14 protein-coding genes are annotated in these 12,601 nt (G+C 66.8%); 7 read left to right on the forward strand and 7 right to left on the reverse strand.

What is annotated here, in order from left to right; translation table 11 throughout:
* The first annotated feature begins 22 nt into the window (after nucleotides 1-22).
* On the forward strand, nucleotides 23-514 hold the full coding sequence (locus tag AC5P7E_RS02710; RefSeq protein ID WP_012480990.1) for a hypothetical protein: 492 nt from the start codon (nucleotides 23-25) through the stop codon (nucleotides 512-514).
* 9 nt (nucleotides 515-523) lie between these two features.
* Here the strand turns inward: AC5P7E_RS02710 and AC5P7E_RS02715 are convergent, their stop codons facing one another.
* Entirely contained in the window at nucleotides 524-1,264 is a 741-nt protein-coding gene (locus AC5P7E_RS02715; RefSeq protein ID WP_005414175.1) for an alpha/beta fold hydrolase, read from the reverse strand.
* Nucleotides 1,265-1,404: 140 nt separating this feature from the next.
* Between AC5P7E_RS02715 and AC5P7E_RS02720 the strand changes: the two genes are divergently transcribed.
* Together AC5P7E_RS02720 and AC5P7E_RS02725 are read left to right on the forward strand one after the other, a co-directional pair.
* Nucleotides 1,405-1,944, forward strand: a complete 540-nt coding sequence (locus tag AC5P7E_RS02720) for a hypothetical protein (protein ID WP_005414174.1) — start codon at nucleotides 1,405-1,407, stop codon at nucleotides 1,942-1,944.
* A gap of 14 nt (nucleotides 1,945-1,958) precedes the next feature.
* Nucleotides 1,959-2,249, forward strand: a complete 291-nt coding sequence (locus AC5P7E_RS02725) for a hypothetical protein (RefSeq protein WP_005410634.1) — start codon at nucleotides 1,959-1,961, stop codon at nucleotides 2,247-2,249.
* Nucleotides 2,250-2,339: 90 nt separating this feature from the next.
* Here the strand turns inward: AC5P7E_RS02725 and AC5P7E_RS02730 are convergent, their stop codons facing one another.
* Nucleotides 2,340-4,466, reverse strand: coding sequence for a methyl-accepting chemotaxis protein (locus AC5P7E_RS02730; protein WP_114619096.1), 2,127 nt, complete (start codon nucleotides 4,464-4,466; stop codon nucleotides 2,340-2,342).
* Between the two features lie 232 nt (nucleotides 4,467-4,698).
* Between AC5P7E_RS02730 and AC5P7E_RS02735 the strand changes: the two genes are divergently transcribed.
* Nucleotides 4,699-5,661: a L,D-transpeptidase family protein gene (locus tag AC5P7E_RS02735; RefSeq protein WP_088436301.1), complete on the forward strand. Its 963-nt coding sequence runs from the start codon at nucleotides 4,699-4,701 to the stop codon at nucleotides 5,659-5,661.
* Between the two features lie 4 nt (nucleotides 5,662-5,665).
* A complete protein-coding gene (locus AC5P7E_RS02740; protein WP_043034524.1) occupies nucleotides 5,666-6,343 on the forward strand; it encodes a M23 family metallopeptidase in 678 nt (225 codons plus the stop codon).
* On the opposite strand, the gene AC5P7E_RS02745 is transcribed toward AC5P7E_RS02740, so the two are convergent.
* The 5 genes from AC5P7E_RS02745 to hflK all read right to left on the reverse strand — a co-directional run bounded on the left by AC5P7E_RS02745 (nucleotide 6,279) and on the right by hflK (nucleotide 10,910).
* Nucleotides 6,279-6,941: a hypothetical protein gene (locus AC5P7E_RS02745; protein WP_111189063.1), complete on the reverse strand. Its 663-nt coding sequence runs from the start codon at nucleotides 6,939-6,941 to the stop codon at nucleotides 6,279-6,281. The genes AC5P7E_RS02740 and AC5P7E_RS02745 overlap by 65 nt on opposite strands.
* 117 nt (nucleotides 6,942-7,058) lie before the next feature.
* The gene (locus tag AC5P7E_RS02750; protein WP_005410639.1) at nucleotides 7,059-8,351 is read right to left on the reverse strand and encodes an adenylosuccinate synthase; all 1,293 of its coding nucleotides are present in this window, start codon (nucleotides 8,349-8,351) and stop codon (nucleotides 7,059-7,061) included.
* 207 nt (nucleotides 8,352-8,558) lie between these two features.
* Nucleotides 8,559-8,849, reverse strand: coding sequence for a DUF2065 domain-containing protein (locus tag AC5P7E_RS02755; RefSeq protein ID WP_425519724.1), 291 nt, complete (start codon nucleotides 8,847-8,849; stop codon nucleotides 8,559-8,561).
* Between the two features lie 67 nt (nucleotides 8,850-8,916).
* A complete protein-coding gene (gene hflC / locus AC5P7E_RS02760) occupies nucleotides 8,917-9,780 on the reverse strand; it encodes a protease modulator HflC (RefSeq protein ID WP_005414169.1) in 864 nt (287 codons plus the stop codon).
* A complete protein-coding gene (gene hflK / locus AC5P7E_RS02765) occupies nucleotides 9,777-10,910 on the reverse strand; it encodes an FtsH protease activity modulator HflK (protein WP_005414168.1) in 1,134 nt (377 codons plus the stop codon). The genes hflC and hflK overlap by 4 nt, the downstream gene beginning before the upstream one ends.
* 153 nt (nucleotides 10,911-11,063) lie before the next feature.
* Between hflK and AC5P7E_RS02770 the strand changes: the two genes are divergently transcribed.
* Nucleotides 11,064-12,059 (forward strand): YhdH/YhfP family quinone oxidoreductase, encoded by a 996-nt coding sequence (locus AC5P7E_RS02770; protein WP_099527725.1) that lies wholly within the window; start codon nucleotides 11,064-11,066, stop codon nucleotides 12,057-12,059.
* Nucleotides 12,060-12,147: 88 nt separating this feature from the next.
* Entirely contained in the window at nucleotides 12,148-12,519 is a 372-nt protein-coding gene (pilH, locus tag AC5P7E_RS02775) for a twitching motility response regulator PilH (protein ID WP_005410644.1), read from the forward strand.
* Nucleotides 12,520-12,601 lie beyond the last annotated feature (82 nt).

Below are 12,601 nucleotides of genomic sequence, written 5' to 3' on the forward strand. Positions count from 1 at the left end.
CTACAACAACAGGAGAACTGTCATGCCCCGTGGTGACAAATCCGCATACTCCGATAAACAGAAGCGCCAGGCCGAGCACATCGAGGAAAGCGAGCGCGAGCGCGGTGCCAGCGAAGGCACGGCCGAGCGCATTGCCTGGGCGACCGTGAACAAGCAGGATGGTGGTGGCAAGCGTAGCGGCAGCGCGCGCAAGGGTACGAAGAAGGCGACCAGCAAGAAGGCTGCCAAGAAGGCGCCTGCCAGGAAGTCGGGCACAAAGAAGGCCACGACCAAGACGACGGCGGCGAAGAAGGCACCTGCGAAGAAGACGACAGCCAGGAAGGCGGCGGCAAAGAAGGCACCGGCTCGCAAGACAGCCACAAAGAAAACCGCAAAGAAGACAGCGGCCAAGAAGGCCGGTACAGCCGCCTCGCGCAGTGCTGCAGCGAAGAAGGCGGCGAAGACACGTGCGGCGAAGAAGACCGTGCGCAAGGTGGCGGCGAAGAAGGCCGCGCGTACCCGCGCGCGCGGCTGAGTCCTTCGATCAGGGCGACAGCGTCCTCATCCACGCGGCAACTTCGGCTGCGGCTGCGTCAGCGCGTGCCTGCAGCAGCAGATGCGGCCCTTCCAGCGAAACATGCCGGGCATCCGGCAAAAGGGCCTGCAGTTCTGCCACGCTGGGCGGCCACAGCAGGCGGTCATGGCACGCGTGCAGGCACAGCGTCGGCACGTCGATTGCCGGCAGCAATGCGCGTACGTCGACGCGCAGGGTCGCTGCGGCGCGTTGCCGCAGTGTGGCCGCCGGAATCCGGGCCAGCGCATCGCGCAGCATCGACAGGTGCTCGCGGGTGCGCCACCGCCCCAGCAGAAGGCGCGCCAGCAACGCCACGGGAGGCAGAGGCCAGGCCGGCGTCAGCAGGGCTGCGCTGGCTGCCGGCAATGGCACCGGCCGACACGCAAAGGTCGCGGCAAGCACCAGTCCGCGCAGCCCGGCGGGCTGTCGCGTGGCCAGTTCAACCGCCAACGGGCCCGAGAAGGACTCGGCAAGCAGGATGAAGGGATGGCCGGGCAGCTGCGACCACAGCCGTTGGGCCAGCGTGGCGTGATCCTGCCCTCCCTGCGCAGGCAGCGTAATCGCCTGCGTCGTCAGCCCATGAGCCTGGAGTGCTGACAGAAACGGGATCGACAGCCTGCCGGAGCCATCCAGCCCGGGCAGCATCAGCACGTGCTGCGGCGTGGGTGATGCTGAATCACAGCCCGGCTTTTCCTCGCTCCCGATTCCCATGTCACCTCCTTTGCTGGCAAGCATCGCCCACATCGGCAGGCAGCGGAACCTCCGCTCCGGCTCTCCTGCTGCTTTGCCGGTCAAGGTTGAGCGATACTGCCCGCTCTGCCGCGGGACGCGGCTGCCAAGGAGAGCCTCTGATGCGATGGACCTACGCGCTGGCCATGATGGCCATGATGCTGCCACTGAACAGTTCCGCCAACGATGGCTGGATAAACGGGGCAGGCAAGGCGATGCCGGAGACCGATGCCATGAAATCCAGCGGTGGCTTTGCGGCATCGCTGCTGGTCACCTCCGATGCCGACTGGCAGGCCAAGTGGGAGACCCCGCCAGAGACCACTCCCGGTTTTACCCAGGCCGACGAAGTCCACCCGGGCGGTGAATTGTTCCTGCTGACATTCCTGTCCAACCCGCAACTGGATGAGAACCGCGTACCCAAGGTGCACTGCGATCTGCGCATGCTGCGCCCGGACGGCACTACCAGCATCGACGAACGCGATGTTCCCTGTTTCACCGCTGCCCTGCCCGGCCCGCCAACCCTGTTGTACATGACCAACCTGCACCTGAAGTTCGTGGCCGAGGCCAGTGATCCGAAAGGCACGTGGACTGCGCAGGTGGTGGTCAGGGATCTGCTGCGGAATGTGAGCCTGCCTCTGCAGGCTCACTTCGACGTCCGTTGAACGGAGGCATGCGGATGAAGATGCGGCGATTACTGAGCTGGACCGGTCTTGCGCTTTGCGTGGTCTACCTGCTGTTGACCGCATGGCTGGTTCACGGCGCGCAGTCGGATGCGGACCCGAAGGGGGCCTATATCCTGATGTCGCTCCCCATCACCCTGCAGTCTGCTGCACTCGATGCCATCGGCGCAGGCAGCCTGCTGTACGGCAAACCCTGGTCGACCGCGTATGCAGTACTGGTTCCGCCAACACTGCTGTTGCTGTACGCAGCCGGCTGGCTGATCGAACGCGCCGCGCGCGGCCGCTAGCCAGCGGCACCGACCGGTTGCGTGCATGCGGTGCCCTGCATGCGGGGCATCGCGATGCAGGGGGTCATCCAACATCCAGTCGCAGGTTGCTTACGCCGCCTGCGCAGGCACGATGGGCATGCGCGCGCCCTGCTCCACCTTGAACACCGCCACCGACGTGGTCAGCGCATGCGCCTGTTCTTCAAGCGCGCGGCTCGCCGCAGTGGCTTCTTCCACCAGCGCAGCGTTCTGCTGGGTCACCTGGTCCATCTGCACCACCACCTGGTTGACCTGCTCGATACCGGCGGCCTGTTCCTTGCTGGCCGCTGCGATGTCGCTCATCAGCTGCGTGGTGCGCGAGCTGGCCTGGGCCACGCGGGCGATCGCGGCTTCCGATTCAACGGTCACCGCCAGGCCACTCTTCACCTTGGCAGCGGCGTCTTCGATCAGCTCCTTGATTTCCTTGGCGGCGACACCGGCACGCTGTGCGAGCGTGCGTACCTCGCTGGCGACCACGGCAAAACCACGGCCCTGCTCACCTGCACGCGCGGCTTCGACCGCAGCATTCAGCGCCAGGATGTTGGTCTGGAACGCGATGCCGTCGATCACGGTGGAGATTTCCGAGATGCGTGCCGAGGACTGATCGATCTCACCCATCACCGACGCCATCTGCGCCATCGCCTGCTCGGTTTCGCGTACGGCGGCACCGGCGGCATGCGCTTCACTGTCGGCCTGACGAGCGAGCTCGGCATTCTGGCGCACAGTCGAGGTCAGTTCCTCCATCGATGCGGCGGCTTCTTCCAGGTTGGCGGCCTGCTGCTCGGTGCGGCGCGACAGGTCGTTGTTGCCGGCAGCCAGTTCCTGCGCCGCGTTGTTGATGCTGTCGGCGGCCACCTGGATGCCACGCACGATGCCGGTCAGCTGCGCGGTGGTGGTGTTGGCGTCGTCACGCATGCGGGCGAATACACCGTCGTACTCGCCGTCCATGCGTGCAGTCAGGTCGCCGTGCGAGATCGCACGCAGCACATCGGAGACATCAGCGATGCTGGCCTGCGAACTGGCCATCATGCCGTTGAGGTGCTCGACCATCGCCTTGAACTGGAACTGGAACGCAGCGGCATCGCCACGCATGCTGAAATCACCGGCGCGCGCGGCCCGGGCCAGTGCATCGATCTGCGCGTTGATCGCCATCAGGCTCTGCTTCACTGCGGCCAGAGTACGGGTCAGCGTACCCTTCTCGCCCGGGTAGTCCGGCAGGTCGCGGCTGAGGTCACCGATGGCGTAGCGCTGCATCACTTCGGCCATCAGCAGTTCCACCTGCACGTGCGATTCGACCAGGCTGTTGGTGGCCTGCACCATGCGGCCGAAATCGCCGGGGAAGGCGCTGGCGTCCATGCGGTAGCGGATCGCACCGGCCTCGTGCTGTTCGGCCATCTGCAGCTGCGCGCCGATCGCCGCCTGCACACTCTGGCGCACGCTGGCCATCGCCTCACCCAACTGGGTCAGTTCGTCACGGCCGCCGAGGCGGAACTCCTGGTCCAGCTGGCCCTTGGACAGGCGTTCGGCCAGGTTCACCGCGCGGGCCAACGGGCCGGTCAGGCTGCGGCCGATCATCACCGAGGCACCGATGCCCACCAGCAGCGCGACGCCGCCCAGCACCAGCAACTGCAGCAGGCTACGCTCGCCCAGGCGGATTGCCTCGGCAGCAGCCTCACGGCTTTCCTTCTCCTCGAAGTCCACGCCATCGGACAGCGCCTTGTTCCAGCCGTTGGCGGCTTCCTGCACCGGGCCCAGGGTCAGCGCCACGGCGCCCGGGTAGTCGCCCTGCTCCATCAGTTCGCTGGTCTGCTTGTTGAGCGGACGCGCGATGGCACGCTTGGCGGCGATGGTTTCGGCAATGGCCTTGCCCTCGGCGTCGCTGGGCAGCGCCTGGTAGGCCGTCCAACTGGCCTCATAGCGCTTGACCAGATCGGCGATGCGCTGCTCATCATGGCCACGATCATCGCCCTGGCGGATCAGCATCTCGCGGCGAACGACCATCATCTGGTTGTTGGCATCGAGCATCTGCGAGAGCAGGCGCACTTTGGCCACGCTGACATCGACCACCTGCTGCATCGCGCGCTTCTGCACGACACTGGCGGTGGCGCCGGTGGCCACCACGGCCGCAACCAACAGCAGCAACAGGCCAAAGCCCAGCCCAAGACGCCAGGCAACCCTGACATTCCTCAAGTAGTTCATCGGTACATCCAAAACGGGGGGATGTGGCGTTATCGGCGGCCCGCCAGGCAATCTTGATCGCCAACCGCCAATGGCGTGGGGCACCATTCACCTTGGTGAGCCCTTGGCCGGCGGCACCCTCGCGGGGACGGTGGCGCAACGACCCGACTGCTCATGCAGACGTCAGGTCTCTTTCACGGCGGCTCGGCGCGGCCTGCAGGCAAGGTGGTGGCGTCATCTGCTGGAGTTCCCAATGCCATTACCCGTGTATCGATCCACCCTGCTCGCTCTCTCGCTGCTGGCATCGCCGGCGTTCGCGCAGGCACCGCCGCCTGGTCTGCCCGCCCCCATTGCCGAGAAGGCCGGACCGGACACCGCAGCACGTTCCGCCCTGCATGCCCAGGTGCTGCTGGATCGCGCGAATTTCTCGCCCGGCCAGATCGACGGTGAAGTGGGCAGCAACCAGCGGCGCGCGGTGTCGGGTTTCCAGGCGGCGCACGGCCTGACCGTCACCGGTGAACTGGACGACGCGACCTGGCAGGCCCTGCAGGCTGATACGGTCCCCCCCCTGGCCAGCTACACGCTGACCAGCGAGGATGTCGCCGGGCCGTTCCAGGCGGTGCCGAAGGGCCCCGCCGCACAGGCCAAACTGAAATCGCTGGGCTTCAACAACGTCGAAGAGTCGCTGGGCGAACGCTTCCACGCATCCCCTGAGCTGTTGAAGCTGCTCAATCCGGGCGTGGATCTGAGCAAGGCGGGCAACCGCATCCAGGTGCCCAATATCGCACCATCGCCGCTACCGAAGGCGGCCAAGGTGGTCGTCGACAAGTCCGATTCCAGCCTGCAGCTGCTGGATGCGCAAGGCAAGGTGATCGCTCAGGTGCCGGTTTCCTCCGGCAGCCAGCATGATCCGCTGCCGATCGGCGAATGGAAGATCCTGGGCGTGTATCGCGACCCGCCGTTCCACTACAACCCCAAGCTGTTCTGGGATGCGCGCAAGGGCGAAAAGAAGGCGACACTGCCGCCGGGCCCGAACAATCCGGTCGGCCGGGTCTGGATCGACCTGTCCAAGCCACACTACGGCCTGCATGGCACGCCCGAGCCCGGCCATGTCGGCAAGACCGAGTCACATGGTTGCGTGCGCATGACCAACTGGGATGCGCTGCGCGTGGCCGATGCGGTGGATACCTCCGTCCCCGTGGTGATGCAGGAGTGAGCCGATGCGTCTTTCGCAGCTGATCGTGCTGGGCGTGCTGCTGGGACTGGGGGCCGGCTGGTGGCTGCGCCGCGATGCAGGCGAGCCGGTAGCCGCCTCGCTGCCGGAAGCACAACCGGCAGCCGCTGTGGCGCCGGCCAAGGGATCGGTAGCGCCGCTCGACACGGCCCCTGCCCCCGCCGCCACCGCACCGTCAGCCGCGCGGACTGCGGATGCGCCGTCGGGTCTGCTGCTGCCGGTACAGGGCGTCCTGGCCTCCCAGCTGCGCGACACGTTCACCGATGCGCGCAGCGAAGGCCGCGTGCACGATGCCATCGACATCATGGCCACCGCCGGTACGCCGGTGCTGGCAGTGGCCGATGGCACGGTGGAAAAACTGTTCAACAGCGAGCGCGGTGGCCTGACGATCTACCAGTTCGAGCCCAGTGGCCGCTGGTGCTACTACTACGCGCATCTGCAGCGCTACGCCGATGGCCTGGCGGAGAAGCAGGTGATCAAGCGCGGAGACGTCCTCGGCTATGTCGGCAGCACCGGCAACGCCAGTGCCGAGGCTCCGCATCTGCACTTTGAAGTGCACGTGCTGGGGCCGGAGAAGCAGTGGTGGAAGGGGGAATCGATCAATCCGTATCCACTGCTGAATCCGCCTGCTTCGAAGCCCGGTGCTGCCAGCGCCGCAAAGTGAACGTGAACACCGCCAAGGCAGCTCCTGGAATCAGCAGGAGCAGTGCCGCCACTTTCCAGAAGAAGAACGGCCACAACCAGACATAATCCAGGTCAGTCAGCTTCAACAGGTCCAGTGGCGGCTGCAGCTCGACGGTGGCCGCGCGATCGGCCAGCGCCGGGTCCACCTCCAGCACGGTTAGCCGCACCCATGAGCGGCCGCGTGGCAATGCATCGCCGCGACCATAGCCGAAGTAGGACGCCATGAGGCCGCTGGACTCAACCGAAGCCAGCCCACGATTGATGCCCTGTCCGGCCACTCCCGAACGCTCCCCTGCGCGGAAGTCTCCATGATCGGTCGGAGTTTCGATGCGCAGCAGCACCTCGGGGTCAGCGTCCGTACCGTCCGCGGCATAGCGCAGGCGCAGCCGCAGTTGATCATCGATGAGGCGGTAGACGGTGATCTGGGCGGTTGCGCCAGGGCTCAGCACCAACGGCACCGTCTGCGTGCGCGAAGCCAGGGTATTGGCTGCCGCGCCCAGCACCAGTACCAGGCAGGCGATGCCCCACAGGCTCCACAACACCCACAGGGTGATCCGCACGACCGTTTCGCCCTTCACGCTGACATCCTGGTCATCGCTTTGCTTCCTCGCCGACCCCGCTGACACAGTAACGAAAAAGCCCCGCTTGCGCGGGGCTTTTCCTGTCACCTACGCCGGGCAGCGCCCGGCGTTACCTCAGGCAAACGGATCCTGCAGGACCATGGTGTGGTCGCGGTCCGGGCCGGTGGAGACGATGCTGATCGGGCAGCCGGCCAGCTCTTCCAGCGAACGCAGGTAGGCGCGCGCAGCCGGCGGCAGGTCGTCCCAGTTGGTGATGCCGTGGGTGTTCTCGCTCCAGCCCGGGAACTCCAGGTACACCGGCGTGCACTCTTCCCAGCCCTGCGCGTCCAGCGGCGCGTACTCGGTGCGCTTGCCGTTGTATTCGTAGGCGATGCAGACCTTCAGCTTTTCCATGCCGTCCAGCACGTCCAGCTTGGTGATGCACAGGCCGCTGATGCCGTTGATGGCCACGGCACGCTTCAGCGCGACGATGTCCATCCAGCCGCAACGACGCGGACGGCCGGTCGACGCACCGTACTCGGCGCCGCGGTCACGGATGCCCTGGCCGACTTCGTCGTCCAGCTCGGTCGGGAACGGGCCACCGCCGACGCGGGTGGCGTAGGCCTTGGCGATGCCCAGCACGTAGTCGATCGAATCGGCGCCGACGCCGGAACCGGCCAGCGCGCCACCGACGGTGGTGTTGGAGCTGGTGACGTACGGGTAGGTGCCGTGGTCGATGTCCAGCAGCGCGCCCTGCGCGCCTTCGAACAGCACGCGCTTACCCTGCTTGCGCAGGTCGTGCAGGATGCCGGCCACGTCGGACTTCATCGGCTGCACGTATTCGCCGAAGGCCAGCGCTTCGTCGAAGGTCTTCTGGAAGTCGACCGCATCGGTGTTCAGATACTTGGTCAGCACGAAGTTGTGGTAATCCAGCGCGGTGCGCAGCAGTTCTTCCAGCTGCTTCGGGTAATGCAGGTCGGCGATGCGGATGCCGCGACGCGCCACCTTGTCTTCGTAGGCCGGGCCGATGCCACGGCCGGTGGTGCCGATCGCCTTGCCACCGGCAGCGCGCTCGCGCGCCTGGTCCAGGGCGATGTGGTACGGCATGATCAGCGGCGCGGCCGGAGAGATCTTCAGGCGCGACCGCACTTCCACGCCGGAGGCTTCCAGCTCGGCGATTTCCTTCTGCAGCGCGGCCGGCGAGATCACCACGCCGTTGCCGATCAGGCACAGCGCGTCGTCACGCAGGATGCCCGACGGGATCAGGTGCAGGACGGTCTTCTTGCCATTGATGACCAGGGTGTGGCCGGCGTTGTGGCCGCCCTGGAAGCGCACGACGGCGCCGATTTCCTCAGTGAGCAGATCGACGATCTTGCCCTTGCCTTCATCGCCCCACTGGGCACCCAACACTACGACAGACTGACCCATGACGGGCTCCTCGATTTGTTGCGGCCATCGGGGCCGCGGACGGGTAAACCGTGGCGGGGCTGGCCAGCACCTGCAAGGCGGCTCCAAACGGGGAGCGGCCGGCGATGGAAGGCCCAGACACGGAAAAAGCCGAACGGGGAGGCCCGTCCGGCTTTTGTGCATTATCCGGGTTTCCGGGGTCGGGTGCCACCTTTCCGACGGGCGGCTTTACCGGCCGGTCAGCCGCCCCGCCCGGTAGTGCCGGCCACTGGCCGGCAATGCCAACCAAGGTTGGCATCCACCAGAGCCGGGCCATGCATGTGAACGCAGGCGGTAGTGCCGCACCCACCACAGCAGGCTCAGGCCGGCCAGCAGCACCAGCCCACCGAAGCTGCGCAGGGCCGGGCTGGGCAGGTCCAGCAGACGTTCGGCCATGCGCTTCCAGGCGAACGGTGCGACGAACAGGAACAGGCCTTCCAGCACCGCGACCAGGCAGACAGCGGCAAACAGATCTTTCATGGGGGACTCCGGAAAAAGCACGGGGCCCGGCATATGGCCGGGCCCCGTGGGGTACTGCCCTGCGACCTCAGCGGTCGTTCTTCAGGTACTGCAGGAACGGGTCGTTCTTGTCGAGCACGATCACGCCGTTGCCGTCGGTCATGGAGCCACGGTAGGCCTCCAGGCTGCGGTAGAACGCATAGAACGACGGATCGGCCGAGCCGGCCTTGCCATAGATGCGGGCCGCCTCGGCATCGCCTTCACCGCGCAGGCGCTGGGCATCACGCTCGGCCTCGGCGATCAGCACGGTGCTGTCACGGTCGGCCTGGGCGCGGATGGTCAGCGACTGCTCCTCGCCCTCCGCGCGCAGCTTTGCGGCTTCCTGCTTGCGCTGGGCACGCATGCGCTCGTACACATCGTTGATCACCTGGCTGTCGGTCGGCAGGTCCACCTGCTTGATGCGCAGGTCGATCATCTGCATGCCGAGGCCGGCCACCGCTTCGTTGATCCCCTTCAGTTGCTCGGCGATCAGCTCGCTGCGGTCGCCGGAGACCAGCTGCTGCAGGGTGCGCGAGTTGATCTGGTTGCGCAGCGAGTCGGTGATGATCGGTGCCAGGCGGGCGTTGGCGATGCGCGGATCGCCGCCGGTGGCACGGAAGTAGTCACCCACGTTGGAAATGTAGCCGATGGCGAAGAAGTCGACGCTGACGTCCTTCTGCTCGGCGGTGAAGTAGCGCGCCGGCGCGGTGTCGAGCACCTGGAAGCGGCGGTCGAAGACCTTCACCGTTTCCACCACCGGCACCTTGAAGTGCAGGCCCGGCTTGATGTCCGAACGCACCACCTTGCCCAGGTTCAGCACCATGGCGGTCTGGTCCTCACGGACCACGTACACCGAGCCGAGCAGGCCCAGCACCACCGCCACGATCACGGCGATCCAGATAGGACTCTTCATCGGCTGCCCTCCTCACGGCCGCTCGGTCGCCCGGTCGGGCGGCCCACCGGCCGGCCCGGATCACGGGAAGCTTCCGTCGCTGCACCCGGCAGCGACGGCATCACCACGTCCGGGTTGGCCACTGCGGCCGGAGCCGACGTGCTCGGACGGGTATCGCCGGTCATCGGCACGTAGATCAGCTGGCGGCCATCGCCACCGATCACCTTGCGGTTCTCGCTCAGCACCTGCTGCACGGTCTCCAACCACAGGCGCTTGCGGGTCACTTCCGGAGCGTCCTTGTACTGGGCCTGCAACAGGCTGAAGCGCTGCGCGTCACCCTCGGCCTTGGACACCACCGCCTGCTTGTAGCCTTCGGCAGTGGTACGGGCGCGCGAGGCCTGGCCCCGGGCTTCCGGCACGACCTTGGCGGCGTAGGCCTGGGCTTCGTTGATCAGGCGTTCCTTGACCTGCTGGGCACCGTTGACCTCGTCGAAGGCCGGCTTCACTTCTTCCGGCGGACGGGCATCCTGCAGGGTCAGGCCGGTCACGGTCAGGCCGGTCTTGAACGCCTTCAGCAGCGCCTGCAGGCGCTCCTCGGCGGCCACGGCCAGCGGGCCACGGTTGTTCAGCACGGCGTTGAGATCGGCGCGGCCGACTTCCTCGCGTACGGCGCTCTGCGCCGACTGCTCCAGCACCTGGTTGGCATCCACGGTGCCGAACAGGTACTGCTGCGGGTCGTCGATGCGGTACTGGACGTTCAGCGAGACGTTGACGATGTTCTCGTCGCGGGTCAGCACCGGCACCTGGATCGAGAACGTCTTGATCTCGGTGGCGTTGACCTTGGTGACCGATTCGATCGGCCACGGCAGCTTGAAGTTCGGGCCGGGCTGCAGGATGCGCGAGAACTGGCCGAAGCGCAGCACCACGCCACGCTGCTGTTCGCCGATCAGCTGGAAGCTGGAGAACAGCACCAGCAGCACCACGGCTGCCACCACCCAACGCACGATGCCGCCGTCGAACAGGTCCTTCAGCGGCCCGGGCAAACCGCCCCAGCCACCACCATTGCCACCGCCGCGTGACCCGAACGGCCCGCGTCGATTGTCCTCGGGGCCTTGTCCGCCCTTGTTGCCGCCGGGTGTATTCCAGGCCATGCACGCTCCATCAAGATTTGGGCTGCGGCGCGGGCCCTTCCCGCACCGCCAGCCGTGAAACCATCACCGATCATACAAGATGGGGCGGATCGGCAGGATCGAAAGGGGGGCAACGGGGTAAGGTGGCGTTTTCCTCGAAGTCAGGCAACGCCGATGGCCCCCACCACCCCGTTCACCGCCTTCCGCATCGAAAACGACGACGCCGGCTACCGCAGCGGCCTGGTCCGGCTCGGGGTCGACGACCTCAACCCCGGCCAGGTGCTGATCCGCGCCCACTGGTCCTCGGTCAACTACAAGGACGCGCTGGCCGGTACTGGAAAAGGGAAGATCCTGCGCCGCTTCCCGCTGGTGGGCGGCATCGATGTGGCCGGCACCGTGGTCGCCAGCACCGACCCGGACTGGCGTGAAGGCGACGCGGTGCTGGCCACCGGCTGCGGCCTCAGCGAGACCCGCGACGGCGGCTACAGCCAGTACGTGCGGCTGGAATCGCGCGCGGTGATCGCCCAGCCGGCCGGGCTGACCCCACGCGAGGCGATGGTGCTGGGCACCGCCGGCTTCACTGCGGCGCTGGCCCTGCTGCGCATGCAGGACAACCGCCAGACCCCGGAACTCGGCCCGCTGGCGGTCACCGGTGCCAGCGGCGGTGTCGGTGCGCTGGCGCTGTCCATCTTCAGCCGTGCCGGCTACAGCGTGCACGCGGTCAGCGGCAAGCCGGACCAGGCAGGATTCCTGCGCAGCATCGGCGCCACCGAGGTACTGCCGCGCGACGCGCTGGCCGACACCGGCGCGCTGCAGTCGGGCCGCTTCGGGGGTGGCCTCGATAATGCCGGAGGCGACATGCTGGCCAGCCTGCTGGCGCAGACCGTGCCCTACGGCAGCGTGGTCAGTGCCGGCCTGGCAGCCAGTCCGACGCTGGACATGACGGTGATGCCGTTCATCCTGCGCGGTGTCTCGCTGCTGGGCGTGTCCTCGGCCAATGCGCCACGCGGACTGCGTGAGGAAGTGTGGTCGCGGCTGGGGAGTGACTGGAAGCCGCAGCACCTGGACCGCATCTGCACCGCCGAAGTCGGCCTCGATGGCCTTCCTGCCGTATTCGAACGGATGCTGGCGGGCGGTTCGCTGGGTCGCACCGTGGTGCGGATCGACTGAACGTCGCAGGCAGGCGACGGACGGCAGACGTGGCCCTCCCGCCGGTAATGGGCCCGCACTACACTGCGGGCATTACATGGGGAACAACATGGCACGCATTCTGATCGTCGACGACTCACCGTCGCAGCTGTTGGGGATACAGCGCATCGTCGAGAAGCTCGGGCACCAGATCCTGACCGCCACCGATGGCGCCGCCGGGGTCGAAACCGCCAAGGCCGAGCTGCCCGACCTGGTCCTGATGGACGTGGTGATGCCCAACCTCAACGGCTTCCAGGCCACCCGTACCCTCGCCCGCGACGAGGCGACCCGGCATATTCCGGTGATCCTGGTGACCACCAAGGACCAGGACACCGACCGCATGTGGGGCATGCGCCAGGGCGCCAAGGCCTACATCACCAAGCCGTTCTCGGAGGACGAGCTGTCCGAGGTGCTGGAGCGCGTGTTCGCGGGCCAGGGCTGAGACGCGCGCGGTAGTGCCGGCCGCTGGCCGGCAACCACGCATCACCGTCCAGGGCAATGAAGTTGCCGGCCAGCGGCCGGCA

This window comes from Stenotrophomonas sp. YJH_SMC_25, assembly GCF_059369595.1.